Source organism: Nitratireductor lacus (genome assembly GCF_056431025.1).
Window position 1 is genome coordinate 81,841 of record NZ_JBWKMB010000002.1, and the last position, 25,896, is coordinate 107,736.

Here is a 25,896-nt window from a genome sequence, read left to right on the forward strand (position 1 = left end):
AACTCCCTATCACAGCTTGTTTCTCGCTGGAAACCGCCGTTGTGGGAATTTGCCATGCTGCGTGTGGCTGCCCCCGGAAAACTGCCGCTATTGATCGTGTTGAATGGAGCGAATATATGTCAGGAGGGAATAACTGCAGCGAGAGCCTCGGGATGGGTCGAAGGTTCGGATAACAGGAAGACGGGCGGTTTCATTGTCGATCTCGAATGAAGGCCAGAAGATTTCGCTCGAAGAGCGTTTGAGGAGTGCGGGCCTGCGTCCTACACGCCAGCGTGTCGCGCTCGCAGATCTCCTGTTCGCCGCCGGTGATCGTCACGTTTCTGCTGAAGCGCTGCATGAGGAAGCTCAGAATGCGGGCTTCTCCGTTTCGCTGGCCACCGTCTACAACACGCTTCATCAGTTCACGGATGCCGGCATGCTGCGCATCGTTCAGGTGGAGGGTGCCCGCACCTATTTCGACACCAATGTGTCGGATCACCATCATTTCTTCTTCGAAGAAGATGAGAAAGTTTTCGACATCCCCTCAGGTGGCGTCGAGGTCCGTAATCTTCCCGAGCCGCCGGAAGGAACGGAAATCGCCAATGTCGATATCGTTGTCAGGCTGCGCCGCAAGCGCCACTGAAGCGCGCTTCACTGTCAGTCTTTTACGGTCTCGCCCGGATAGGCACCCCAGATCAGCGACTGGTTGACCCAGCCCGAATGGCCGGCGAAGTCCATTTCGCACCAGTCGCCATTGCATGCCTTGATCGAGCCGATGGCGCCGGGTTCGACACGGGCGATGAGCCGCGCATCGTCGCGCGGGTCGGCCCTGAGGTCGATATCGGCTTCCTTGCCCTTGAACCATGGTGCGGCGATACCGGTACGGCGTCCCGAAAGAAGCGCCTGATTGATCCAGCCTTCCGCTCCCTCGGCATCGCGCACCCGCCGCCAGTTGTCATATTCCTGGATGATCTCCATCGGCAGACCGGATTTCAGATACATCCAGTTCACGGCGTAGTTGAGACCCGGGCCGATGCGCATGTTCACGCGGCTTGATTTGAGACTGACGAAACGTGGCAGGGGAAGACCGCTTGGCCCGACCTTTACGTTCTGTTCGGTGTTTGCCTGCGCCTGCGTCGTCATGGGTGTCGCAACCAGAACGGCGACGGCGAGGGCTGCAAACATTGAACGGAATGGCGCGTTGGCCGGCATTACAAACTCCCGGTAACCCTTGTTCTGGTGGAGCGAGCGCTTCCACCCTTTTTCTTTGTCTTGGCGCCCCCCGCTTGATAGACAGAAGACAACCCGGCTCGGCATTGCAGTGTCGTGCATCTTGGTTAAAGAGGTATCAACAGGGCGTTATTTTGGAGACCATATGACCGTCAGGAAGAAGCCTCTCGTTGTCATCACCCGCAAGCTGCCGGACCAGGTCGAAACGCGCATGCGCGAGCTGTTCGACGCGCGCCTCAATCTCGACGACAAGCGCATGACGCAGCCCGAGCTCGTGGCTGCGGTCAAGGAAGCTGACGTTCTTGTTCCCACGATCACGGATCGAATCGATGCCGCGCTCATTGCCCAGGCCGGCGAGCGTCTGAAGCTCATCGCCAATTTCGGCAATGGCGTCGACAATATCGACGTCGCAGCGGCGGCCCGGAAAGGCATCACCGTTACCAACACGCCCAACGTGCTCAACGAAGACACCGCCGACATGACCATGGCGCTCATGCTCGCAGTGCCGCGCCGCCTGACGGAAGGCGCGGAGCTTTTGCGCAGCGGTGGCGAGTGGGGCGGATGGTCGCCCACATGGATGCTGGGGCACCGCATCTGGGGCAAGCGCCTGGGCATTGTCGGCATGGGCCGCGTGGGCACGGCCGTCGCGCGCCGCGCCAAGGCCTTTGGCCTGTCGATCCATTATCACAACCGCCAGCGTGTTCTGCCGGCCATCGAGGACGAACTGGAGGCAACCTACTGGGACAGCCTCGACCAGATGCTCGCCCGCATGGACATCATCTCCGTCAATTGCCCGTCGACCCCGGCCACTTTCCATCTGCTGTCTGCGCGGCGGCTCGAGCTCATGCAACCCCGCGCCTATGTCGTGAACACCGCACGCGGTGATGTGGTGGATGAGGATGCGCTGATCCGCCTCATCGAGGAAGGCAAGCTTGCGGGTGCGGGGCTCGACGTGTTCGAGCACGAGCCCTCGGTCAATCCCAAGCTCCTGAAACTCGCTCAGAAAAACAAGATCGTCATTCTGCCGCATATGGGCTCGGCCACCATCGAGGGCCGCATCGATATGGGCGAGAAGGTGATCATCAACATCCGCACCCTCTTCGACGGCCACCGTCCGCCGGACCGTGTCCTACCCAGGAACGTATGATCGCTTGGCGCATGCGATCTCGTGGCAGTGGCGTTGTGCGTGGTTCGACAAGCTCACCATGAGGGATGGTTGTGTCTGGCAGAAAACCGTTCTTCAGAGGCGCTGATGGCGCGCCTTGGCAGCGGCATTGTCCCTCCATGCAGCCCATTGCCATCCCTCCCATTGCGATCCCTCATGGTGAGCTTGTCGAACCACGCACACCGTCAATGCAACAGGTCACGGAGCGAGCAAAGCCCGTTCCCACCCGCAGGCAAAAACGCCCTCAGCCGGAGCGCCGCCGGTATTTCACGGTTTCAAAACGGGCCGCCAGCGCATCGTAAAGCAGCAGGCGGCCGGTGAGCGGTTCACCGATACCCGTCACCAGCTTGATGACCTCCATGGCCTCCAGCGTTCCCATCACGCCGGTCAGCGCGCCGACGATGCCGGCTTCCGCGCAGCTGGGCACAAGCCCCGCCGGCGGCGGTTCGGGAAAGAGGTCACGATAGCCCGGCAGGAGGTTGCCATCGGCATCGCGTTCGAATGGCTTGAGCACGGTGAGCGACCCGTCGAAGCGACCGACGGCCGCCGTGACGAGCGGTCGTTCCACTGCCTCGCAGGTGTCTGCCAGCAGGTAGCGGGTGTCGAAATTGTCCGATCCGTCCACCACCATGTCGTAGGTGGCGATGATCCCGGCAGCGTTCTCCGCATCAAGCCGGATAGGGTGGGTCTCGACCGTAACATGCGGATTGATGCGGGCAATGCTTGCCCCGGCGCTCTCGACCTTCTCCATGCCGACACTGTCCGTGTCATGGATCACCTGTCTCTGCAGGTTGGAGAGCGAAACCGTGTCGTCGTCAATCACGCCAAGCGTGCCGATGCCGGCGGCCGCAAGGTAGCAAAGCACCGGCGCGCCGAGCCCCCCGGCACCGATCACCAGAACACGCGCCTTCTTCAGTTTTTGCTGCCCGGCTCCACCGATTTCCGGCAGAACGATGTGACGGGCGTAGCGCTCCAGCTCGGTGTCGGAAAGTGCGGCGGGGAATGTCGTTGTCTCGGCCATGCAGCGATCTTATCCAGCGTGAGGGAGCGTGTCAGCGTTGTTCGTGGATCGCGCCGGCGGATACGGACAAGAACTGCGCCCGTCCTTCGATGGCCGAGAACAGGCCTGCTTCCGTACCGGTCATGAACGCCTGGCAATTCAGCTCTTCGAGGATCGAGAAGAGCGCTGCCCGCCGGTCCGGGTCGAAATGCGCGGAAATCTCGTCCAGAAGCAGGATCGGCGCGGTTCCCGAAAGCTCGCCCGTCAGCCGGGCATGGGCGAGGATCAGCCCCACAAGCAGCGCTTTCTGCTCGCCGGTGGAGCAGCGGGCCGCGGGCATGTCCTTGGGCACATGGCGCACCAGAAGATCGCTGCGATGCGGGCCTTCCAGCGTTCGCCCCGCGGCGCGGTCGCGGGGTCGCTGGTCGCGCAAAAGGGCGCGGAATCTCTCCTCAACGTCGACGGCGGCGTGCTGTCCGATCGCGTGGTCGATGGTGCCCTCCAGCGCGATCCCGGCGGTGGGAAACGGGCCGTCTTCGGGCAGGCGTTCGTTCATGGCGGCGAGCAGGCGCACCATCTCGGCCCGCGCGGCGGCAATCGCCACTCCGGTTTCGGCCATCTGCGTTTCTATGGCGTCGAACCAGCCGCCATCGCGCGAGTCTTCCGAAAGCAGCCGGTTGCGCGCGCGCATCGCCTTCTCATAGTCGAGGGCGCGCCGACCGTGCGCCGGGTCGATGGCGAGAACGAGCCGGTCGAGAAAGCGCCTGCGGTCGCCTGCGGGACCGGTGAAGAGCGCATCCATGGCCGGTGTCAGCCACAGGACGCGCACCCACTCGAGCATGGCATCGGCCGTGCGTGCGTTCTCGCCGTTGATGCGCAGGCGGCGTCCGCCCGTTTCCGCTCCCGGCTGCAGGCCGGCAGTGCCGGTTCCGATCTCGCATTCGCCGAACGGGCCTTCGAGCTTCGCATGAATGGCAAAGCCCGTTCCGGCACCTTCGCGCGCGACATCGTCAAGCGTGGCGCGGCGCAATCCGCGACCCGGCGAGAGAAAGGAAACCGCCTCGAGCAGGTTCGTCTTGCCTGCGCCGTTCTCGCCGGTCAGAACCACCGCTCCCGGCGAAAGATCGAGCGCCAGGGCATGATAATTTCGAAAGTCGGTTAGGCTCAGCCTGGTAACGTGAACCTGGGCTACGGCCTGCCTGCCGGATGTCTGGTCGACCAAGGGGAAGCCAATGCCGGCGCGCTCTAGACGCGCATCGGCATCAGAACGTAGAGCGTGCTTTCGTCGCCTTCGTCCTGCACGAGCGTGGGTGAGCCTGCATCAGCCAGGAGGAAGCGCGCTTCACTGCCCGAGAGCTGCGCCGCCACATCCAGAAGATAGCGGGCGTTGAAGCCGATCTCGATCGGGTCCGCCTCGTAGTCGGCGGCAAGCTCTTCGGTTGCCGAGCCCGAGTCCGGGTTGTTCACCGTCAGTGTCACCTGTCCTTCGGCAATGCTGAGTTTCACCGCCCGCCCGCGTTCCGAGGAGATCGTCGACACGCGGTCGACGGCCGAAGCGAAGGTCTGACGGTCGATCACCAGTTTCTTGTCATTGCCGGTCGGAATGACGCGCTGATAGTCGGGGAAAGTGCCGTCGATCAGTTTCGAGGTGAGGATGACGCTGCCGATGGTGAAGCGGATCTTCGTGTCGGAAAGTTCGACGGTGACAGCCACATCCGGATCGTCGACCAGCTTCTGCAGTTCGCCGACCGTCTTGCGCGGGATGATGATGCCGGGCATGCCTTCAGAGCCCGCCGGCGCTTCCATCTCGGCGCGTGCGAGACGGTGTCCGTCGGTCGCCACCGAGCGCAGCTTCAACCCGCCGTCGGCCTCGATCGTGTGCAGGAAGATGCCGTTCAGATAATAACGCGTCTCCTCGGTGGAGATGGCGAACTGGGTCTTCTCGATCAGCCCTTTCAGATCGGCCGAATCGAGCCGGAAGATATGCGAGAAATTACCGGCCGAGAGCTCGGGAAAATCAGACTGTGGCAGGCACTGGAGACGGAAGCTCGAGCGCCCGGCCACCACGGACATGGCATTGCCGTCCTCATCGGTCTTCAGCATCACTTCCGCGCCGTCGGGCAGCTTGCGCACGATGTCGTAGAGCAGATGCGCCGGAACGGTCGTTGCACCGGCCTGCTCGATGGTCGCGCCCGCAGCCTCGGTCACTTCCAGGTCGAGGTCGGTTGCCTTCATCTGCAGGCTTGCGCCGTCCGCGCTCAGAAGCACGTTCGAGAGAATCGGAATGGTGTTGCGGCGTTCCACCACGCGGTGAACATGGTTCAGTGACTTCAGGAGGGTGGAGCGTTCGAGAATAACACGCATGACCAATCAATCTCACTTGAATGAAGAATAGCCCTGCAAACATGGCGCATGTTCAGGACAGCCGTGAACAGGCTTCGATTTCCGTCAAAATGACAGGAAACCGACAAGAAACGCAAGCCTTTCACGGCGTTACGCTCCGGTTCCTTCCGGTTTTTGGGGAAAACGCAGTGCCCGCAGGGAGGCAGGAGCGCGGAAGATAAGAAAAGACCGGCGGGCGCGCCGCCGGTCTGTCAAAATCGCTTCGGGTGCCGTCTTGCCGTCGCGGGCTCCGGCGGCCCTGCCAGCCTCAGGCCTGATCGCTAATCAGGCGCTTCAGAAGCTCGATCTCCTGCGCAAGCTGCCTGTCGCCGTCGGTCAGCCCCTCGATCTTGCGGACCGCATGCAGCACCGTCGTGTGATCGCGTCCGCCGAAACGACGGCCGATTTCCGGCAGGGAGCGCGGCGTCATGACCTTGGAAAGATACATGGCCACCTGGCGCGGCTTGACAATGGTGCGTGTGCGGCGGTTCGAAAGCAGCTCCGTCTTCGACACGTTGTAGTGCCGTGCGACAATGCGCTGGATGTCCTCGATGCGGACCCGCTTCGGTTCGCCGGCGCGGCAGACATGGCCGAGGATTTCGTCGATCCGGTCGATGGTGATCTGCGGCTCGAAGGAGTGGCGGAACAGAAGCTGGTTGAAAGCACCTTCCAGCTCGCGGCCACTGCCGGTGACCGAGCGCGCCACATGGACCAGAATTTCCTCTGGTATGTCGAGCGAACCGTCCTCGGCCTGCGCGCTCGCCAGACGCTGCTTCAGGATCGACAGCCGCATGGCGAAATCAGGAGCGCCGATCTCGAGAGACACGCCGCCATTGAGGCGCGACTTTACGCGCGGCTCGAGCGATTCCAGCTCTGAGGGCGGGCGGTCCGCCGCCACCACCACCTGGCGCGCGCTGTCGAGCAGCATGTTGAGCAGATGGCAGAACTCGTTCTGGATGGATTTGCCCTGCAGAAACTGCATGTCGTCGATGATCAGAAGATCGATGTCGCGCAACTGCTCTTTCAGGGTCAGGGCGTTGTTGTCGCGGATCGCGGTGGCGAAACGCCACATGAAATACTCCGCCGTCAGATAGACGACACGGGCTTGCGGCTTGCGGCGCAGCGACTCGGCTGCAATCGCCTGCAGCATATGTGTCTTTCCAAGCCCCACTGAGGCATGAAGAAAGAGCGGGTTGAAGCGGATCGCATTGGCGTCCGATTCGGCCACGGTGCGCGCAGCGGCGCAGGCGACGCGGTTGGAGGCGCCTTCGATCAGGGAATCGAATGTGTACCGGCTGTCGAGCGGCGAGCCCAGAATGTTCGAACGCCCTTCGGCCTCTGGCATCTTCGCTGGATTGGCGCGTGCGGATGGTGTTCCGGCCAGCGTACCGGAGGCAAGGGCCGTTTGCGGTCGGTTCGTGACCTTGCGCGCGGTTGCCGGCTTGCTTTCCTGCGTTGCCCGCACATTGCGCGTGGCGGTCCGCACCACAATCTCCACCTTGAGAGTGTCTGGCGCTTCCTGCTTCCACAATTCGGTGATGAGGTCGAGATAGTGACCATTGATCCAGGAGCGCAGAAAAGCCGTGGGCACGGAGATCCGCACGCAGCCCTTTGAGGCTTCCATCAGCTTCATGCGACCGAACCAGCTGGAATAAACCTCGCTCCCCAGGCGTGCACGGAGCTGCGTTTTAACGCGCTCGAAGATTGCCTCGGACGGTCCCGCCTTGCCGTCGCTCTTGCCTGCGTCTGCTGTCTCCTTGCCCTCCTGCTGAGACATCTGCTCCTGAAAAGAAAATCCCCCCGTTGTTTCCCTTTCCGCGCCGCTTTGCATTCCTCGTGTCCCTGTCATTTTGAGTGGTGTTTTCAACGTCCGGGTCATTGCCACAAGGCTGTTTGCCCCTGCCCGGTCCGTTCTTTTTATGATGATCGTATGTCGTCCGCCTGGTCTCTGACCCCAAAACTCTCCTTGGCTCTTTACAGCGGCATGGCCGCCGTTGAAACAGATTTATACAATCACCGGTTGATTTTCTGTACCGGCGGTTATGCAGCTCGTGCTCGTCTGGTCTCGACGCGAATGCGTCTCCATTGGGTCCCCGACAAACGAGCCGGCGAGGCTTGTTTCGAGAGCGCGCAAAAACCCCACGCGGAAGAAAAAACCGCGTCGCAATGGGTGCCGATTTGGGCTTAAGTCATCGGGCTTTCTTCTGCCCTCTCGATGGCCTGACATTACCGAAATCCTTGTGGAAAGGGCAAGGGCGGGGCTGCCGCTTTTTTCTCGAATCTGGTCTTGTGCGGAGCGCAAAAATCGGCATCGCCCAGGGGGCAGGTGGATAAGCCTTTTGGATTCAAAAGCCTTTTCCAAATGCGCGCGCTTCACGCGCGCTCCGAAAAAAAATCTTAAAAAAGAGCTTGACATTTCGGCGTTGATTTTCCGCCGAGCGTGACATGGGTAACCTGTGGATAAACTTTCACAACCCTATGAAATACAAGAGGAATACCGGCTTGGCCGAAATTTAACGGGATGCTTATGTGACGAAAATAATACGATTCTCAAACACTTAGGGTCACAAACGCAAAAGGCTGGCCTGTGACAACACAGGGTTGTCGCAGGCCAGCCTTTCGAGAGGCAAAGAAAAACCCGGCTGGAAAGCCGGGTTCATCTGTGAGTCTGCTAAAAAGCGTCAGGCACCGAGCGCCTTCACGCGCTGCGCAAGGCGAGAGACCTTCCGCGACGCCGTGTTGCGATGCAGGACACCCTTGCCGGCAGCGCGCATCAGCTCGGGCTGAGCAGCCTTGAATGCGCTTTCCGCTGCTGCCTTGTCGCCGGTGGCCAGTGCTTCTTCGACCTTGCGAACGAAGCTGCGCACACGCGAGCGACGGTTCTTGTTAACCGCAGTACGGCGAGCAATCTTGCGCACCGCCTTCTTGGCCGAAGTCGTGTTGGCCATGTGTCCTCTCTATGTCTCTACAAATCCTGCCGCGATCAGTGTCACGCGGGCGCAAAACAAAAAGGGCAGCCGCAGGGCCACCACAGTCGTGGCGGCTTATAGTGGAGCTTTCGGGCAACGTCAACGCCTATTGGCGCCTATCCCTCCTGATCGCGCCTAACGTGATCAGCGATTTTTGAAGTTGGCAGACCGCTTCTCGGTAAATGCGGCCATGCCCTCCTTCTGGTCGTCCAGCGCGAACATCGCGTGAAACACACGGCGCTCGAAACGCAGACCCTCGGCAAGGGTGGTTTCGTAGGAGCGGTTGACCGCCTCCTTGGTCATCATCACCGCCGGCAGTGAAAAGCCGGCAATGGTATCGGCCGCCTTCAGGGCTTCCTCGATAAGCTCGCCGGGTGGCACGACGCGCGATACCAGGCCGGAGCGTTCGGCTTCCCCGGCGTCCATGAAGCGGCCCGTCAGGCACATGTCCATGGCTTTTGACTTGCCGACGAAACGGGTTAGTCGCTGGGAGCCGCCCATGCCCGGCATGACGCCGAGCGTGATCTCGGGCTGGCCGAATTTCGCATTCTCGGCAGCGATGATGAAATCGCACATCATGGCCAGTTCGCAGCCGCCGCCGAGCGCATAGCCTGCCACGGCGGCGATGATCGGCTTGCGCACGCGGGTCAGCCCGTCCCAGCCTGCGAAGAGGTCTTCCATATAGGCGTCCACATAGGACTTGGATGCCATCTCCTTGATGTCGGCTCCGGCTGCGAACGCCTTCTCCGATCCGGTGATGACGATGGCGCCGATCCGTGGGTTCTCGTCGAAGGCCGCCAGCGCCCCCACCACTTCTTCAAGCACCTGGGAGTTCAGCGCGTTGAGCGCCTTGGGGCGGTTCAGCGTGATCAGCCCGACGCGCTCCCGCGTCTCCACCAGGATCGTCTCATAAGCCATGGTCTGGTTTCCTCTCCGTTATACGTGAATTGCCAGGGTAAGGTCTTGCTCCTAGCGCTGGCAGCTCGGACAATAGAAGGTTGACCGCCCGCCCTGCACGATGCGGCGAACGGTGCCGCTGCATTCGTCATGGCCGCATACGTGTCCCTCGCGGCCATACACCTTGAAGGCGTGCTGGAAATAGCCAAGCGATCCATCCGCCTTTACATAATCCCGCAGGGATGAGCCGCCGGCTGCGATTGCTTCTGCGATGACGGCGCGGATCGACGTCGCCAGACGCTCGCATCGCTCCGACGTTCCGCGTCTGGCGACGATTGTATCGGCGCTGCGCTTCGGCGAAAGCCGTGCGCGCCACAATGCTTCGCAGACATAGATATTGCCGAGACCTGCGATTACCCTCTGGTCGAGCAGTGCGGCTTTCAGCGGTGTGCGCTTCCCGCGCAGGCGCTCGGCAAGCAGCGCCCCGTCCAGCGCATTTCCGGTCGGCTCGATGCCAAGCGTCGCCAGGAGGGGGTGGCTGTCCAGCGGGCCTTCATCGTGCAGAAGCATGAAGCCGAACCGGCGCGGGTCGTTATAGACCACTCGAAGGGTTCGCCCGTCGCCCGAAGTCAGGTGAAACACAGCGTGGTCGTGTTTCTCCGCCTTGGACCGCGGATGGTGGAACGCGCCAGGTGCCTGTTGCTCCTCGTCGTCTTGGTCGATGCGGAATGAGCCCGACATGCCGAGGTGGCAGAGCACCACGTCTGAGGTCTCAAGATGGATCAGCAGATACTTCGCCCGCCGCCCGAGCGCGATGATTTCCTGTCCCCGGAGCCGCTCGGCGAACCCCCTGGGAAAAGGAAACCGCAGATCCGGCCGCCGCAATTCGACGGAATCGATATGCGCCCCTTCCATGATCGGCTGGAGTCCACGACGGACGGTTTCGACCTCCGGCAGTTCAGGCATGTCTGGAAAGCTCACTCGGAATGGATTGACCGTGGCTGCAGGGTGGCAAACCCCCATGTGCGGGGAGCCTGAATGCCATTCCAGCCGCGGCGCATGCCCCGGGCATCTGCCCGCGCGCGCCCGCACCGGGACCGTTGAGCGATCCGGTTTCGGCAGCGTGTCCGATGCCGAAGAAAGTCAGACCGAAAAGGAATGCGCACGCCATATCCGCTCACTGTCGCTGCCCTGCCATCAAAGACATAGAAGGGCAGCGGAGTCTTTGCAATCGCGCGTCGCCGTGTCCTGTCAGCAATCGTCGCAGGGAATGGTGCTGCTCATGCGCGGGCGCAGGTGGAAGCGTTCGCTCATCTGGAGATTGTCGAGACCCGCCATCGCTGTCAGGCCGGCAGATTTCGCACCATCCTTCGACCAAGTGAGGATGGGCTTATAGCCAAGCGAGACGGTTGCACGGATATAGAAGGCTCCCTTGATCTCCAGTTCGGGGGGAAGCGTCGTGGTGCTGCCTGCTTTAAGACCGGCCGAGGCCGTTCCGTTCTTCAGTTCACGCGACCAGACCACCTCGACCCTCGGATTCCTTTCATCGGTCACCTGGATGGCCGTCAGCGTCAGGGTCGGTGTGGAGCGATTGTAGGGCTTCATGATGGCGCCGCCGATCTTCATGATGGCGTCGATTTCACCGGCCGTGATCGAAGGCTGCTGGGCGATCAGGTCGCCCGCCATATTCGCCGCGCGGCTGACCTTCTTGTTTACATCGATCGCCTGGCCGAATTCCAGTGTCAGGAAATACATCGCGAACAGGATGGGCGCGATGATCGCAAACTCGATGGCTGCCACGCCACGCCTGTTCCGGGCGAAGTCGCCCAGGGTTGATAAGATGCCCGTCTTTGCGGGTTTCGCATTGTCGTTGAACGTCATTGCCCGGTCCCCCACGACCCGTTGCCAACAGTTAGAATGGTTCGTTCTGCCAGGTACTCGTCGAGAAAAGCAGAAGCTTGCCGTCGGGAAGCCGATCCGCCAGCATGTTCGTCACCACCGGCCAGCGGTAGTAAACGCGCAGCATGTTCTTCGTGAGTGCCGGCCCGAGTTCGGTCTTGGTGTCGATGCTTCCGTCGTCATTGAAGCCGAGGTTTGACCTGGCGGCGTCCTCGAACGTGTCGAACTGCCGAAGATCCACTTCCAGCCCGGGGCACGTCTCGGACATCAGTATGGACATTCGGCCACACAGAAGGTCCCGAAGTTTCGTTTCGTTCAGCTCACTGCTGCGAACCTGCCCGGTACGGAACAGCCGCGCGACGTCATCCGTCGCGTTGGCCAGAAGCTGTTGTGCTGCAAAGCCGATGCAGGCTTCCAGAATCACAAAGATCAGAAAGAAGAACGGGAGGCCGAGAAAGGCGACCTCGATGGCCGCCACGCCTTCCTCATTCTTGATGAAACGGCCGAGCAGACGGCGCCGAAATGGCGCGCGACACGCTTTGCCTTTTGTTTGATGGCCCATAGCCAGCCCCTGAAATGTGCGTTTGTCAGGGAGGACTATAACCAGCCCCGGTTGCATTCCGGTTTTGACGGCAGCTCAAATTGCAGCGTTCTGGTTTGCGTTTTGTAAACCCTGAAGGGTGCTGCGCACGGCGCTCGTTGAGCCCGGAGCGCGATGCCGGTTACTGGTTGGCGCTGATCTCGGCTTCGGAGGTCCGCTCCGCGTCAGTCTTGTAGGAGCTTTCGCAGTAGGGCGTGCAGGAAAGCGTCTGCACATTGGCCCTGCGATAGATGCGGACCGAGCTGGCAGACTGCCGGCTGACGACGACCTGTTCATCGACAATCGGCTGACCATCCAGGTCGAGAACGACGAGATTGGTCACGCCGAAACCCTTGCCGGTGAGAACGATGGTCGTCGCATCCTGTACGGCGGCGTCGGCGATCTCGGGGTTACCGATAACGATCGTGTCCGCCTCGCGTGCAAGCTTGACGATCTTCGCCTGGTTCATCACCACCTCAATCGCCGCCTCGTTCGCCGGGGCGGTGCCCGGCAATGCAACCAGACCTGCGATCAGGCAGGCTGTCTTCAAGGCAGTTCCGGTCTTGGAAAATACGGCGCGCATTACCCTGCTCCCCACGTCAAGCTGAAGAGACTATGAACATCATTGGTGAACCAAGGGTTAAGCGCACGGATGTCTGGCGCAGCGGCGGCAGCATTTGTGGGCTATATATAAAGTGTCTCCCGTCCGTGCGCGCGGGCATCCCCGCTTTAGAGCGCTGTTAACCAATGCTCGTGCTTTGAGACGGCAAGGTTTTGGTAAGGGTGTTTCTTAAGCAGGTTGAAAGAGCTCCCCCGTATGGTCAGGCCATCCGATCAACACAACAAAAAACGTTGACGGTCCTGCTGAACAAAAACGCGGAAGAGGAGTTTTCCCAAATGGCAAATCTGTTTGCACGTTTCATGAAAGACGAGTCCGGTGCCACGGCGATCGAATACGGCCTTCTGGCTGCTCTGATTGCAGTTGCGATCATCGGCGGCGCCCGTGCCATCGGCACCAACATCGGCACGACCTTCACCACGGTCGGCGGTGCGCTCGGCGGCGGCGGCGGCGGCGGCGGCAACTAATAATCCGCTTCTGCGCTAACCACGCGCAATGACCATAAAGGCCGTCCTTCTTCTCCGAAGGGCGGCCTTTGCTTTTCCCAAAGCTGTTTTCTGCCGGTTTATCAAGTTTTAAGCGACGGCCTGCATAACGGAAGAGAAAAGGGGTGCCGCATCATGCTCGAAGCAGTCATACTTGTTGTTTTTCCGTTCTGCATGGCTTTTGCAGCGGTCTCCGACCTTCTTTCCATGACCATCGCAAACCGTGTGTCTCTGCTGCTGCTTGTCGCGTTTGCCGTCGCCGCACCGATGATCGGTATGGACTGGCAGCAGATCGGAATGCACGTCGCAGCGGGCTTTTTCATCCTGTCGATAACCTTTGTGCTGTTCGCCGTTGGCGGGATGGGCGGCGGCGATGCGAAGCTTCTTGCAGCGACCGCGGTGTGGTTCGGCTTCAGCCCTGCGCTGATCCAGTACCTTCTGGGCGCGGCGATCCTCGGAGGCGCACTGACGCTTCTGATTCTCAGTTTCCGGAATTCGCTCCTTGGCTACATCTCGGGAAACAATGTATTCCTGCGTAACCTCGCCGATCACAATACGGGGGTGCCCTATGGCATTGCGCTGGGCCTGTCCGGGCTTGCCGCTTATCCCGAAACGCCGCTCATGCAGTGGGCGCTTGCCCGCCTTGCAGCGCTTTAGCATCGTATAGTTCAGCCTGCGAGCAGCCCCCGCAGCGCCCATAAGAGCCTGACCGTTGCGCCCCGATGTTTCATCGGGGCGTTCGTGCATTCCGGCTCCGAATAATCGCTCAACTTTAAATTAATCATTTCTGTAAGCTTCGCGTTAACCATAATTTGACGATTGGCCCTCCATTCTCTGCTTCACGCAAGGGAAGTCCGAGTACGAGGGGCGGAGTCATGAGCAAATCCCGGATCGTCATCTTAGGAGTGGCCGTGCTGGCTGCCCTTGGCGCCGGTTATGTGGCCAAGAATCTGACGGCACCGGCTCCGCAACAGCCGATAGCGACCGCGGGACCGGAAGAGCCGGCCATCGATCTGGTCGATGTCCTGGTCATCGGCCAGGATGTGCCCATGGGCACCGAGCTCGGCAGTGCCGTAAGCTGGCAGGCCTGGCCGGCCGACAACATCAACGCAAACATGATCACCCGGAACGAGAGCCCCGAGGCGCTGGAGGAGCTGCGCCGCTCCATTGCGCGTGTCGCGCTCTATACCGGCGAACCGCTCAGGCGCTCCAAGCTCATTGGCGAGGGCATGAGCTTCATGTCGGCTATTCTGCCCTCCGGCAAGCGCGCCGTCGCCACGCAGATCGCCGCCGACACCTCGGCCGGCGGTTTCATCCTTCCCAATGATTATGTCGACGTCATCATGACGCGCCGGGCCCAGGACAGCGGTACGGCAAACGGCTTCATTACCGAGACCATCCTGAAGAACATCAAGGTCCTTGCGATCGACCAGACCATTCAGGAGGACGAGGAAGGCCGCCGCGTCAAGGTGGGCGAGACGGCAACGCTGGAACTGACGCCGGAGCAGGCAGAGATCATCACCGTTGCGCAGCAGATGGCCGATCGCCTCACACTTTCTTTGCGGGCGATCACCGACACGAACGAAACATCGGAGAACGACGGATCCTATCTCGTCTCAGGCAGGGGCAGGGGCAACAGCGTCCGTCTGATCAAATCCGGTGAAGTCACCGAAGTGGGGACCCGGAAATGATGAAGCGCGCGAATGGGGCGAGGGTCGTGAAACAGTCAGGGCGGGATATGCGCAGCAATCTGAAGCTGACCGCGCGTCTCTTATTGGGATGCGCAACGGTGCTGGTCACCCAGGTCGCCTTACCGGCAGGCCCGGCATTTGCCGAACAGAACGTCGTCAAGGCACGAAGCGGATCCAATGTAAGCCAGCGTGTAAAGCTCGGCCTCAACAAATCGCTCGTGCTCGACCTGCCGAGCGATGCCTACGACATTCTGGTCGCCAATCCGTCGGTTGCGGACGCCGTGACACGCACCGCACGACGCATTTATCTGTTCGGCAAACAGGTGGGCGAGACCAACATCTTCGTGTTTGGCGCCAATGGCGAACAGATTGCCAGCCTCGACCTTGCAGTGGAGCGCGATGTTGCGGGTCTTGAAGACTATCTCAAGCGCTTCATCCCGAATTCCGACATCGATGTTGAACTGATCAACGACAACGTTGTTCTCACCGGCACCGTTGAAACGCCGCTCGACGCCGCCCGCGCCGCGCAGCTCGCGCAGATATTCGTTACCGGTGGTGAAGCCACGACCGGCCAGTATTCCCAGAGCGCGGCAGCGCCCACCGATGGCGGCGGCGTGGCGATCAACAATCCCGACCAAAAGCGCCAGACGAGCCGGATCGTCAACATGATCCAGATCATCGGCGAGGATCAGGTCACGCTCAAGGTTACGGTTGCCGAAGTCAGCCGCTCCGTCATGAAGCAGCTCGGTGTGAACATGATCGGTTCGGGCACCGCCGACGGCATCTCCTGGGGGGCCGTGGTCGACAATGCCTTCGGGCTTGGCAAACCGCTTTCGCCCACACAGTTCTCGGTCGGCGGATCGCTGATCGACGCTTACATCAACGCCATGGAACAGGCCGGCGTCATGAAAACGCTCGCCGAGCCGGCCCTCACGGCCGTTTCCGGCGAGAAGGCCACGTTCCGTGTCGGTGGCGAGTTCAACATCGTCACGTCTCAGGAAGTCGACCCCGATACAAACGCGCTGAAATACGAAGTCGAGAAGATCGACTACGGTATTGGTCTGGAGTTCCTTCCGACCGTTCTCTCGGCTGGTCGCATCAGCCTGAAGATCCGTACACAGGTTTCCGAACCGACAATGCAGGGGTCGGAGACCTTCTTCGCGGGCATGGGGCGCGGCCAGCGCTACCGCAACGCCTCGAGCATGAATGCGATTTCGATCCGCAAGCGCCTCGCCGACACCACGGTCGAGCTGCCGTCCGGCGGGTCGATGATGATCGCCGGCCTCGTGCAGGATGACGTGCGGCAGGCGTTCAACGGGGTTCCGGGGCTCTCAAAGGTTCCCGTGCTCGGCGCGCTGTTCCGCAGCCGCGACTTCGTTCGCAACGAAACGGAGCTGGTGATCATCGTGACGCCGTACCTGTCCAAGCCGACGGCGCGCACCGCGCTGGCGAAGCCGGATGACAATTTCACACCCGCCAGCGATGGCGCGGGAATGTTCCTTGGCCGGGTCAATCGCGTCTACGGAACCATGAAAACCAACCTGCCCAATGGCCGCTACCACGGCGTTGTCGGCTACATCTACAAATGAGCTGGGGGAAGGTCATGTCGGGGGTGGTCATGATGAAGAACACAACACGGAACACACAGCGGGCCAGACTCGCCGGCACGGCACTCGCCATCTGCACGGCCATGCTTATGGCCGGATGCGCGGCAAAGCGGGACTCGGTCATCGTCGGCTCGATACCGGACGACTACCGCACCACTCACCCGATCATCATTTCCGAAAAGGCGCAGCAGATCGACCTGCCGATTGCCGCCTCCGCCCGGAAGATGTCACGAGACCAGATGAGCACACTCGCCGGTTTCATGAGCGGGTATGACCGGCGTTCCGGTGGCACGGTTTCCGTGCTCGTGCCCTCGGGATCGGTCAATGAGCTCGGCGCGTCCAACGTTGCTTCCCAGATCACGCATCTACTTCAGAACCAGGGGGTTCCGCCGGAAAACATCTCCGTGGTGTCCTATCAGGCGCCGTCGCCCGACACTGCGCCGCCGATCCGTGTCTCCTATCCGGTGGTCAAGGCATCCACCAATCAGTGCGGCCGCTGGCCGGCAGACATTCTCGATACGACCGACAACAAGCACTACGCGAATTTCGGTTGCTCCTATCAGAACAATCTCGCCGCACAGGTCGCCAATCCGAACGATTTCCTCGGCCCGCGCAAGCAGGGTGAGATCGATGCCGAGAACCGCATGGGCGTGATCGACAAGTATCGCGGCGCCGAGAGCATTTATAAACCAGGCAAGGTGTCCGAAGACTTCCGGGCCGCCAGAGAGATCGCGTACTAGGCGAGGGGCATGACATGAGCAATCTGGCCTACGAAACGGATCACGAGGATCTCGCTCCCGAGGAGGGCGCGTCACCGGCGCTTCAGAAGCTGCGTCCGATACCGAGGATATCGATTCAGGCGTTCTGCGAGACCGACAGCGTTGCCAACCCGATCGAACGGGCGGGCGAAGATCGCCGCATGGCGAAAACCCATCTCAAGGTGCATATGGGCGGTGTGGCGACAGCGGTCGAGTTCTATCAGACCGCGGCCACGCCGAACCTCGTCATCGTTGAATCGTCCAGTGAACCGAGAGAACTGCTTGCCTCGCTTGAGGAACTGGCAGGGGTCTGCGATCCCTCGACGAAAGTTATCATCATCGGGCACTACAACGATGTCTGGCTCTACCGCGAGCTGATCCGCGCAGGCATTTCCGAATATGTGGTCGCACCGATTTCCATGGCTGACATTGTCAGCGTGATCGCCAACATCTTTGTCGATCCCGAAGCCGAGCCGCTCGGACATTCCATTGCGTTTGTCGGCGCCAAGGGCGGGGTCGGTTCGTCCACCGTGGCCCACAATGTGGCCTGGGCGATCTCCAACCTGTTCGAGAACGAAGTTGTGGTCGCCGATCTGGATCTGCCTTTCGGCACGGCCAATATCAATTTCGATCAGGATCCCGCGCAGGGCATCGCCGAGGCGGTGTTTTCGCCCGAGCGCATCGACGAGGTCTATCTCGACCGCCTTCTGGCGCAGTGCGCGGAGCGGCTTTCCCTTCTGGCGGCGCCTTCCACGCTCGATCGCGTGTATGATTTCGATCCGGAGGCCTTTGCGCAGATCATCGATACGACGCAGCGCACCGCGCCGGTTCTGGTTCTCGACGTTCCGCATTCCTGGAACGGCTGGACCAAGACCACCCTCGCGCAGGCCGACGAGATCGTCATCACGGCCACGCCGGACCTTGCCAACCTTCGCAACACGAAGAACCTGATCGACACGCTGAAGAAGCTGCGGCCGAACGACAAACCGCCGGTTCTTCTGCTCAATCAGGCAGGCATTCCGAAGCGGCCCGAGATTTCGCTGGAAGACTTTGCCGAACCGCTCGGCGTTGTTCCGGCAGCGACGATTCCGTTTGAGCCGCAATTGTTCGGCAATGCGGCCAACAATGGTCGCATGCTGGGCGAAATGGACGCCAGCAACCCGATCGTCGAGACGATCAACGATCTCGCCCATGTGCTGACAGGCCGGCGTGATGTGAAGCCAAAAAAGAAGAGCGGTTTGTCCGGCATCCTGGACAGGTTGAAACGCAAGAGCTGATACGGATTGGTAGCGTCAGATGTTCGGAAAGAGAGGGACAGGCGTCCCGCATCCCACAGCGCCGCACACCGAAACCCCGAAGTCCTTTTCGGGCGGCACCGACGTATTGACGCCGGAACGGCCCGCATCTCCGAGTCCGCAAAAGGCCGCGCCTGCCACGCAGGATCCTGCCCCGCGGCCCCGCGCAGAGTCGCCCAGGCCCACGCCGTCCGCACCGCCACCCCCGCCGCCGGCGCGGTCGCCGCAGCCGGCCCGGGCGCGCAGCGAGTCCTACTACGACACCAAGAGCCAGGTCTTTTCGGCGCTGATCGAGACCATCGATCTCTCGCAGCTCGCCAATCTCGACCCCGATAGTGCGCGTGAGGAAATCCGCGACATTGTCAACGATATCATCGCGATCAAGAATTTTGCGATGTCCATCTCCGAGCAGGAAGAACTGCTCGAAGACATCTGCAACGACGTGCTCGGCTACGGCCCGCTGGAGCCGCTCCTGGCGCGTGACGACATCGCCGACATCATGGTCAATGGTGCCGAGCATGTTTACATCGAGGTGAACGGCAAGGTCGAACAGACCGGCGTGCGCTTCCGCGACAACCAGCAGCTTCTCAATATCTGCCAGCGCATCGTCAGCCAGGTCGGCCGCCGCGTCGACGAATCGAGCCCGATCTGCGATGCGCGCCTGCCCGACGGCTCCCGTGTGAACGTCATCGCGCCGCCGCTCGCCATCGATGGCGCGTCGCTCACCATTCGTAAATTCAAGAAGGACAAGCTCACCCTCGACCAGCTGGTTCGCTTTGGCGCCATCTCGCCGGAAGGCGCCGAGCTTCTGAAGATCATCGGCCGGGTGCGCTGCAATGTCCTGATTTCGGGCGGCACCGGCTCGGGCAAGACGACACTGCTCAACTGTCTGACCAGCTTCATCGATCTCGACGAGCGCATCATCACCTGCGAGGACTCCGCCGAGTTGCAGCTTCAGCAGCCACATGTGGTGCGGCTGGAAACCCGCCCGCCCAATCTTGAGGGCGAGGGTGAAGTCACCATGCGCGACCTGGTGCGCAACTGTCTGCGCATGCGCCCCGAACGGATCATCGTCGGCGAGGTTCGCGGCCCGGAAGTGTTCGATCTCCTTCAGGCGATGAACACGGGCCATGACGGTTCGATGGGAACGATCCACGCCAACAACCCACGTGAGTGTCTGAACCGTATCGAATCCATGGTCGCCATGGGCGGCTTCACGCTGCCGCAGAAAACGGTGCGAGAGATCATTGTCGGTTCGGTGGATGTCATTATCCAGGCGACACGCCTGCGCGACGGTTCGCGCCGCATCACCCATGTGACCGAGGTGATCGGCATGGAAGGCGATGTGATCATCACGCAGGACCTCATGCTCTACGACATGAAGGGCGAGGACGCGAACGGCAAGATCATTGGCGAGCACGTATCGACGGGCATCGCGCGGCCGCATTTCTGGGACCGCGCCCGTTACTATGGTGAAGAGCAGCGTCTGGCGAATGCGCTGGAAGCGATGGAAAGGAAGTCTGACTAAAATGTCAGCGGCTTCCTGTTCCGGTTTGAGCGGGTAAAACCATGTTTGGAATGGACATCACTCTGATTGCATTCGTGCTTCTGGCCGGCTGTAGCGCTGGCGCGGTGGCCTATGCGTTGATGTTCAACAACATGGCGGCGGAAAAGAAGGTCGGCCGCCGGCTGGATACCGTCAAGCGGGCGCAGACTGACCAGATTTCGATCAAGGCGTCGCGCGACCGCGTGGCCGAAACGGCGAAACGGCGCAAATCCATCCAGGATTCGCTGAAGGATCTGGAAGAACGGCAGAAGAAGCGCGACAGCAAGGTACGCAAGCCACCGCTCAAGATGCAGCTCAAACAGGCCGGAATGAACGTGACGCCGGAGCGGTTTCACATCGTTTCTGCGATCTGCGCGCTGGCGTTTACTCTGGTGGTTTTCATCATGGGCGCCCCGCTTCTTGTTCTCCCGGGCGCATTGATCGTCGGAGCGCTGGGCCTGCCGCGCTGGTTCGTTGCCTGGAAGCGCCGTGGCCGGGTCAAGGCATTCCTGAACGAGTTTCCAAATTCGCTCGATGTTATCGTGCGTGCGGTGAAATCGGGCCTGCCGATCAATGATGGCATCCGCCTGATTGCGAGCGAGGCACAGGAGCCCGTGCGAACGGAGTTTCGGCGCATTGTTGAAGCCCAGCAGATGGGTGTTTCGACGCCGGAGGCCTGCCTGCGGATGGGTGAGACGATGCCCTGCCCCGAAGCGAACTTCTTCGGCATCGTTATCCAGATCCAGTCGCAGGCGGGTGGCAATCTCTCTGAGGCGCTGTCAAATCTGTCGCGGGTTCTGCGCAACCGCAAGAAGATGAAGGCGAAGGTTCAGGCGCTGTCGATGGAAGCCAAGGCATCGGCCGTTATCATCGGTGCCCTGCCATTTGTCGTCGCGTTCCTCGTCTATCTCACCAGCCCGACCTACATCATGCCGCTTTTCACGACGAGCGCCGGGCATCTGATTCTGGGCTTCTCCGCACTGTGGATGACGATCGGCATTCTCGTGATGCGGAACATGATCAATTTCGAGGTTTAGACAATGCCTTCAGACGTCGTCGGAAGTATCATCGAGCCCAGTTTCCTGATTGCAATTCTGGTTGCGGTTGCGGTTTTTGCGACGGTGTTCACACTTTTGCCGGCCTTTGGCGGCGATCCACTGAAATCCCGCATGAAAAGCGTGGCGCTGGAGCGTGAGGAACTGCGGGCGCGGCAGCGCGCGCGTCTGGCCGCCGAGGCCGACAAGCGCCGCCGGGGCCTGCGCGAGCATCAGTCTGAAGGCATGCGCGCAATTGTCGACCGGCTCGACCTGCGCCGCGCGCTGGCCGATGATGCGGCGGTGGCCAAACTGCGCACAGCCGGGTTTCGCGGCCAGAATCCGCTGACGAAGTTTCTGTTTTTCCGGCTCGTTCTTCCATTTGTGACGCTGCTCCTGGCAGGCGTCTATATTTTCATGCTCGGCGGGCTGTCCGAGCAGCCATTGTTCGTGAAGGCTTTCGTCTGCATCATCGCCGCCTATGCCGGCTTTTATGCGCCAGTGCTCTATGTCAGCAACCTTGCGACAAAGCGCAAGAAATCGATCCAGCTTGCTTGGCCAGACGCGCTTGATCTGATGCTGATCTGCGTTGAATCGGGCATGTCCATCGAAGCGGCCTTCCGTCGTGTGGCGGACGAGATCGGCGCCCAGTCGGTCGCGCTGGCCGAGGAGCTGGTGCTGACGAATGCTGAACTCTCTTTCCTTCAGGAACGGCGTCAGGCCTATGAGAATTTCGCCGCGCGCACCGGGCTGGAGACGGTGAAGAGCGTCACGCAGGCGCTGATCCAGGCTGAGCGCTACGGCACGCCCGTCAGCCATGCGCTCAGGGTTCTTGCGGACGAGAGCCGTGAAATGCGCATGAACGAGGCGGAGAAAAAGGCGGCCGCTCTGCCGCCCAAACTCACCGTGCCGATGATCCTCTTTTTCATCCCCGTCCTGTTCGCTGTCATTCTCGGGCCGGCCGGCATCCAGATCAAACAGCAGGGGCTGTTCTGAGGTCATAGAAAAGGCCGCTCGAAGCGGCCTTTCAAGAACTTGTGCCTTGGAAATGAAGCGCCGTTACTGGCGCTTCTTCTTGTTGTCGTCGGAGATCTGGCTCCACGCATTCTGCTGCGCGAGCATGGACCGCAGGTAGGCGACGTTGGCTTCGGCCTGTTCAGGCGAAAGCTCCTGTCGGGCGAGCTGTTCAGCTTCGCCAAAACGTCCCTGAAGCCCGACGACCAGCGCCAGGTTTTGCCGCACACGGCTGTCGGCGCCGGAAGCCTGCACTGCCTGCCGCATATAATGCTCGGCCGATTTCAGATCGCCTTCGAGCAGATACGACATCCCCATATTCGAAAGGACGGAAGGTTCACCGGGCTTTAAGTTGAGCGCCTGGCGATAGAGCGTCCGGGCCGCATCCTTCTGGCCGAGCTGATCCAGGATCGCGCCTTCGGCCGATTGCAGGCGCCAGTCGGGATACTCGGGCGTCTGGGCGCGGCGCACGGCGTCGAGTGCCGGCTGCAGTTCGCCGGCGGCGGCCAGTGCCTTGCCATAGGCGGCCAGCACTTCACGGTCCTTGGGATGATCGATGGCAAGTTTGCGCATCACTGCCAGAGACTGGTCGGCGCGCCCGGTCATCTGGAGCACGGAGGCGTAACGCAGTGCCGTTGCCTTGTCCTTGGTGTTCTGTGTGTAAGCGCGCCCGAGGGAGTCCGCGGCACTGCGTAATTGCGGTTCGCTCATAGTCGCAACGTTGGAAACGGCCTTGGGCGTGCTGCGGCTGATCGAGCCGGTGGTCATACGATCCCTGGCGCAGCCAGCCACTGACACTGCCATAACCAGCGCCACGGCCGTCATGGTTATCCTGTTTGCGGTTGCATTCGTGCGCTGTTCGGTAAACATCTGCGCGCGCCCTCCGATTGGCTTCGGCCGCCCTCCGGCCAACTCTCAACAGAGAGAAATATTCTGTTAACCCTAACGGAGCGTTAAAACGCGCCGCAAAACCTAAACGTGGAGACAACAAATGCCCGTCACGCTCCTGAGCTCGAAACTGGCTTCATCGCTGCCGGTTTACACGGTCGAGGCCGATAGCCTGGACGCCTGCGATGCGCCGAAGGACGCCATCGCCTGGGCACGGGCAAACGGCTTTGCGGGCGCTGCGGGCAGGGTCTTGACGATACCGGGCAAGAACGGCGCGGTCGCCGGCGCGTTCTTCGGGCTTGGCCAGCCAGACGCCGCCAGTCCGCTTGACGCCGGAGCGCTCGCTCGTCATCTGCCGGAAGGCGACTGGCACTTTGCCGCCGCGCCGAAAGACGCCGAACTCGCCACCCTCGGCCTGATGCTCGGCTCCTATGCCTTCACGCGCTATGGAAAGAAACCGCGCAGCGCGCTTCGCTTCGCCGTTCCCGAAGGGGTGGATGCAGGCCGCGTGGAGAGGCTGGCCGGTGGCAGCGTCCTTGCACGCGATCTCATCAACACGCCCGCCGGCGATATGGGGCCCGATGCGCTTGAAGCCGTCACCCGCGCACTCGCCTCGGAGAATGGCGCAACGCTGGCGGTGACGGCGGGTGAGGATCTCCTCACGGAAAACCTGCCGATGATCCACGCGGTTGGCCGCGCTGCCGAGGCCGCGCCGCGCCTTCTCGATCTGCGCTGGGGGCGGGCGCAGGCGCCAAAGGTCACGCTTGTCGGCAAGGGCGTCTGCTTCGATACGGGAGGGCTCGACCTGAAGCCCGCCGCCGGCATGCTGCTCATGAAGAAGGATATGGGCGGCGCGGCCAATGTGCTCGGACTTGCCTCGATGCTCATGGCGGCAAAGCTCGACATTCGCCTGCGCGTGCTCATTCCTGCCGTGGAGAACGCCGTGGCCGGCAACGCCTTCCGGCCAGGTGATGTGCTGACCAGCCGCAAGGGGCTCACCGTCGAGATCGGCAACACCGATGCCGAGGGCCGGCTGGTGCTTGCCGATGCGATGGCACTCGCGGACGAGGAAGAGCCTGAGCTCCTGATCGACATGGCGACGCTGACCGGTGCCGCCCGCGTCGCGCTCGGGCCCGATGTGCCGCCGTTCTACACCGATGATGAAGCGCTGGCGGGAGCCCTGGCTCGGGCCTCGGAGGCGGTCGCCGACCCGCTCTGGCGCATGCCTCTCTGGAAGCCTTATCTCTCACGTCTCGATTCGAAGATCGCCGACATCAACAATGTTTCGCTCGACGGTTTCGCCGGTTCACCGATCGCCGGCCTTTTCCTTGGCCGTTTTGTGGAGAAGGCGAAGATCTGGGCGCATTTCGACATTTATGGCTGGAACCCGGTCGACAGGCCATATGCGCCGGTCGGCGGCGAGGCGCAGGGCATCCGCGCCATCGAACGCGTGCTGACAGAGCGTTATGGCAAGTAGATCAGCTTCGGTTGGGTGAGCGCATGGGGCGCTTGCCTCGGCGCGCCTTTCGCGGCATGAATGATACGGAACCGAAACGGTTTCCAGTTTCCTCCGTGAAGGCAGGTCCTGATATGTCCGTCCAGCTAAGGCCAAGCCAGGCGCTGCGTCTGTGGCAGCAGGTCAGCCTTGCCGAAGTGCGCGGCAAGGCACCGGACCTCACCGAACGCCAGCTTGCGATCCTTCTGACGATCTATCTCGACCCGCCGCCGCACACCGTGCGCGGGCTCGCCGAGAAACTGGATGTCTCCAAACCCGTCATCACCCGCGCCCTCGACACGATGGGTGCGCTGAAACTCGTTTCACGCCACCGCGACCAGAAAGACCGCCGCAACGTCCTGATCAAGCGCACCGTCGAGGGTGCGCTGTTCGTGGAGCGGTTCGGCGATGTGGTGGTGGCAAAATCTGCGGAGTTGCCCCTATGACGACACTTGATCGCCGCCTTCACGCCCACCGGGCTGATCTTGCCGATGCCCGTCTTGAAGGCACGGTGGAGGCGGAACGTTTTACCGCCGGCGCGCCCGCCCGCATTGGCGCGCCCGTTGTCGACGTGCACAGCGCCCCGCGTCTCGACGCCGGCATCGACACCCAGTTCCTCCATGGCGACCGGGTGCGCGTCTTCGAGCGGCGCGAAGGCTGGGCCTGGGTGCAGGCGGACCATGACGGGTATGTGGGCTATGTGAATGCCGCAGCCCTTACCGACCAGGATTGCGCCCCAACCCATCGCGTTCGTGCGCAGCGCAGTTTCATCTATCCGGAGCCGGAGCTGAAGGCTCCCGCAATCGCGGCGCACAGCATCGGTGCGGCGGTCTGTGTCACGGAAACGGTCGAGAACCGCGGCACGCAATATGCGCTTCTCGCCTCAGGCGGCGCGATGATCGCCGGGCACCTGCAGCCGCTCGACACACATGACGAGGACTACGTCACGGTTGCAGAAACCTTCCTGCACACACCCTATCTGTGGGGTGGAGCAAGCGGCTTCGGTATCGACTGTTCCGGTCTGGTTCAGCTTTCCATGCGCATGGCCGGAAGAACCGTCCTGCGTGATACGGACATGCAGGCCGCGAGCATCGGCACCGTGATTGAGCCCGGTCAAACCGGGCTCAGCCGTGGTGATCTCGTTTTCTGGAAAGGCCATGTGGCGATCATGCTGGATCACGAGATGATGCTCCACGCCAACGGCAACACGATGACCGTCGCACGCGAACCGCTGAAAGATGCCATCGAGCGGATTGAGCGGCTCTACGGCCGCCCGACGCACTATCGCCGGCCCTAGGGTCAGGACCTATTAATATGATCACAATGGCGTTCGATAGACCAAGAGATGCAAGGAGAAGCCCGC

General features: G+C 61.4%; 26 protein-coding genes. 14 read left to right on the forward strand and 12 right to left on the reverse strand.

The genetic code is table 11. From position 1 onward, the window contains the following. Positions 1-193: 193 nt before the first annotated feature. Complete coding sequence (irrA, locus tag AC07E3_RS02160; RefSeq protein ID WP_272491820.1) at positions 194-622, forward strand: iron response transcriptional regulator IrrA; 429 nt, start codon at positions 194-196, stop codon at positions 620-622. Positions 623-636: 14 nt separating this feature from the next. Here irrA and AC07E3_RS02165 read toward each other — a convergent pair whose 3' ends face one another. After that, positions 637-1,191 carry an SH3 domain-containing protein gene (locus AC07E3_RS02165; protein ID WP_336071712.1) on the reverse strand — a complete coding sequence of 185 codons (555 nt, stop codon included), beginning with the start codon at positions 1,189-1,191 and terminating at the stop codon, positions 637-639. 163 nt (positions 1,192-1,354) lie between these two features. Here AC07E3_RS02165 and AC07E3_RS02170 point away from each other — a divergent pair, with 163 nt between their 5' ends. Further along, positions 1,355-2,356: a 2-hydroxyacid dehydrogenase gene (locus tag AC07E3_RS02170; RefSeq protein WP_007010192.1), complete on the forward strand. Its 1,002-nt coding sequence runs from the start codon at positions 1,355-1,357 to the stop codon at positions 2,354-2,356. 262 nt (positions 2,357-2,618) lie between these two features. Here the strand turns inward: AC07E3_RS02170 and AC07E3_RS02175 are convergent, their stop codons facing one another. The 10 genes from AC07E3_RS02175 to AC07E3_RS02220 all read right to left on the reverse strand — a co-directional run bounded on the left by AC07E3_RS02175 (position 2,619) and on the right by AC07E3_RS02220 (position 12,684). After that, positions 2,619-3,395: a molybdopterin-synthase adenylyltransferase MoeB gene (locus AC07E3_RS02175; RefSeq protein ID WP_478360170.1), complete on the reverse strand. Its 777-nt coding sequence runs from the start codon at positions 3,393-3,395 to the stop codon at positions 2,619-2,621. A 31-nt stretch (positions 3,396-3,426) separates the two neighbouring features. Further along, complete coding sequence (gene recF, locus AC07E3_RS02180) at positions 3,427-4,596, reverse strand: DNA replication/repair protein RecF (RefSeq protein WP_336071715.1); 1,170 nt, start codon at positions 4,594-4,596, stop codon at positions 3,427-3,429. 23 nt (positions 4,597-4,619) lie between these two features. Then, positions 4,620-5,738: a DNA polymerase III subunit beta gene (gene dnaN / locus AC07E3_RS02185; protein WP_065817355.1), complete on the reverse strand. Its 1,119-nt coding sequence runs from the start codon at positions 5,736-5,738 to the stop codon at positions 4,620-4,622. A 286-nt stretch (positions 5,739-6,024) separates the two neighbouring features. Next, positions 6,025-7,461, reverse strand: coding sequence for a chromosomal replication initiator protein DnaA (gene dnaA / locus AC07E3_RS02190; RefSeq protein ID WP_418793243.1), 1,437 nt, complete (start codon positions 7,459-7,461; stop codon positions 6,025-6,027). Positions 7,462-8,437: 976 nt separating this feature from the next. Then, positions 8,438-8,704 carry a 30S ribosomal protein S20 gene (gene rpsT, locus AC07E3_RS02195; protein ID WP_007010565.1) on the reverse strand — a complete coding sequence of 89 codons (267 nt, stop codon included), beginning with the start codon at positions 8,702-8,704 and terminating at the stop codon, positions 8,438-8,440. Between the two features lie 165 nt (positions 8,705-8,869). Continuing rightward, the gene (locus AC07E3_RS02200) at positions 8,870-9,643 is read right to left on the reverse strand and encodes an enoyl-CoA hydratase (RefSeq protein WP_336071717.1); all 774 of its coding nucleotides are present in this window, start codon (positions 9,641-9,643) and stop codon (positions 8,870-8,872) included. A 51-nt stretch (positions 9,644-9,694) separates the two neighbouring features. Further along, entirely contained in the window at positions 9,695-10,588 is an 894-nt protein-coding gene (gene mutM, locus AC07E3_RS02205; protein WP_478360171.1) for a bifunctional DNA-formamidopyrimidine glycosylase/DNA-(apurinic or apyrimidinic site) lyase, read from the reverse strand. A gap of 285 nt (positions 10,589-10,873) precedes the next feature. Further along, entirely contained in the window at positions 10,874-11,503 is a 630-nt protein-coding gene (locus AC07E3_RS02210; RefSeq protein WP_478360172.1) for a TadE/TadG family type IV pilus assembly protein, read from the reverse strand. Between the two features lie 31 nt (positions 11,504-11,534). Beyond that, positions 11,535-11,999 carry a TadE/TadG family type IV pilus assembly protein gene (locus AC07E3_RS02215; protein ID WP_336071721.1) on the reverse strand — a complete coding sequence of 155 codons (465 nt, stop codon included), beginning with the start codon at positions 11,997-11,999 and terminating at the stop codon, positions 11,535-11,537. A gap of 244 nt (positions 12,000-12,243) precedes the next feature. After that, complete coding sequence (locus AC07E3_RS02220) at positions 12,244-12,684, reverse strand: pilus assembly protein N-terminal domain-containing protein (protein ID WP_065817351.1); 441 nt, start codon at positions 12,682-12,684, stop codon at positions 12,244-12,246. 314 nt (positions 12,685-12,998) lie between these two features. Between AC07E3_RS02220 and AC07E3_RS02225 the strand changes: the two genes are divergently transcribed. From AC07E3_RS02225 to AC07E3_RS02265, 9 genes are all read left to right on the forward strand, one after another. Then, positions 12,999-13,187: a Flp family type IVb pilin gene (locus tag AC07E3_RS02225; protein ID WP_478360173.1), complete on the forward strand. Its 189-nt coding sequence runs from the start codon at positions 12,999-13,001 to the stop codon at positions 13,185-13,187. Between the two features lie 153 nt (positions 13,188-13,340). Next, positions 13,341-13,862: an A24 family peptidase gene (locus AC07E3_RS02230; protein WP_478360174.1), complete on the forward strand. Its 522-nt coding sequence runs from the start codon at positions 13,341-13,343 to the stop codon at positions 13,860-13,862. 218 nt (positions 13,863-14,080) lie between these two features. Further along, positions 14,081-14,896, forward strand: coding sequence for a Flp pilus assembly protein CpaB (gene cpaB / locus AC07E3_RS02235; RefSeq protein WP_478360175.1), 816 nt, complete (start codon positions 14,081-14,083; stop codon positions 14,894-14,896). A 47-nt stretch (positions 14,897-14,943) separates the two neighbouring features. Continuing rightward, positions 14,944-16,485, forward strand: coding sequence for a type II and III secretion system protein family protein (locus AC07E3_RS02240; protein WP_336071848.1), 1,542 nt, complete (start codon positions 14,944-14,946; stop codon positions 16,483-16,485). A gap of 29 nt (positions 16,486-16,514) precedes the next feature. Beyond that, on the forward strand, positions 16,515-17,243 hold the full coding sequence (locus AC07E3_RS02245; RefSeq protein ID WP_336071727.1) for a CpaD family pilus assembly protein: 729 nt from the start codon (positions 16,515-16,517) through the stop codon (positions 17,241-17,243). 14 nt (positions 17,244-17,257) lie between these two features. Beyond that, positions 17,258-18,538, forward strand: coding sequence for a CpaE/TadZ family protein (locus AC07E3_RS02250; protein WP_336071728.1), 1,281 nt, complete (start codon positions 17,258-17,260; stop codon positions 18,536-18,538). A 19-nt stretch (positions 18,539-18,557) separates the two neighbouring features. Continuing rightward, complete coding sequence (locus AC07E3_RS02255; RefSeq protein ID WP_478360176.1) at positions 18,558-20,084, forward strand: CpaF family protein; 1,527 nt, start codon at positions 18,558-18,560, stop codon at positions 20,082-20,084. Positions 20,085-20,125: 41 nt separating this feature from the next. Continuing rightward, positions 20,126-21,139, forward strand: coding sequence for a type II secretion system F family protein (locus AC07E3_RS02260; protein ID WP_065817344.1), 1,014 nt, complete (start codon positions 20,126-20,128; stop codon positions 21,137-21,139). 3 nt (positions 21,140-21,142) lie between these two features. Continuing rightward, entirely contained in the window at positions 21,143-22,132 is a 990-nt protein-coding gene (locus tag AC07E3_RS02265) for a type II secretion system F family protein (RefSeq protein ID WP_336071731.1), read from the forward strand. Positions 22,133-22,195: 63 nt separating this feature from the next. On the opposite strand, the gene AC07E3_RS02270 is transcribed toward AC07E3_RS02265, so the two are convergent. Next, complete coding sequence (locus AC07E3_RS02270; RefSeq protein ID WP_478360177.1) at positions 22,196-23,020, reverse strand: tetratricopeptide repeat protein; 825 nt, start codon at positions 23,018-23,020, stop codon at positions 22,196-22,198. 121 nt (positions 23,021-23,141) lie between these two features. Here AC07E3_RS02270 and AC07E3_RS02275 point away from each other — a divergent pair, with 121 nt between their 5' ends. The 3 genes from AC07E3_RS02275 to AC07E3_RS02285 all read left to right on the forward strand — a co-directional run bounded on the left by AC07E3_RS02275 (position 23,142) and on the right by AC07E3_RS02285 (position 25,830). Then, entirely contained in the window at positions 23,142-24,515 is a 1,374-nt protein-coding gene (locus AC07E3_RS02275) for a leucyl aminopeptidase family protein (protein ID WP_478360178.1), read from the forward strand. 113 nt (positions 24,516-24,628) lie between these two features. Next, on the forward strand, positions 24,629-24,979 hold the full coding sequence (locus AC07E3_RS02280; protein ID WP_336071734.1) for a MarR family transcriptional regulator: 351 nt from the start codon (positions 24,629-24,631) through the stop codon (positions 24,977-24,979). Then, positions 24,976-25,830, forward strand: a complete 855-nt coding sequence (locus AC07E3_RS02285; RefSeq protein ID WP_478360179.1) for a C40 family peptidase — start codon at positions 24,976-24,978, stop codon at positions 25,828-25,830. Before AC07E3_RS02280 ends, AC07E3_RS02285 begins: the two co-directional genes overlap by 4 nt. Positions 25,831-25,896 lie beyond the last annotated feature (66 nt).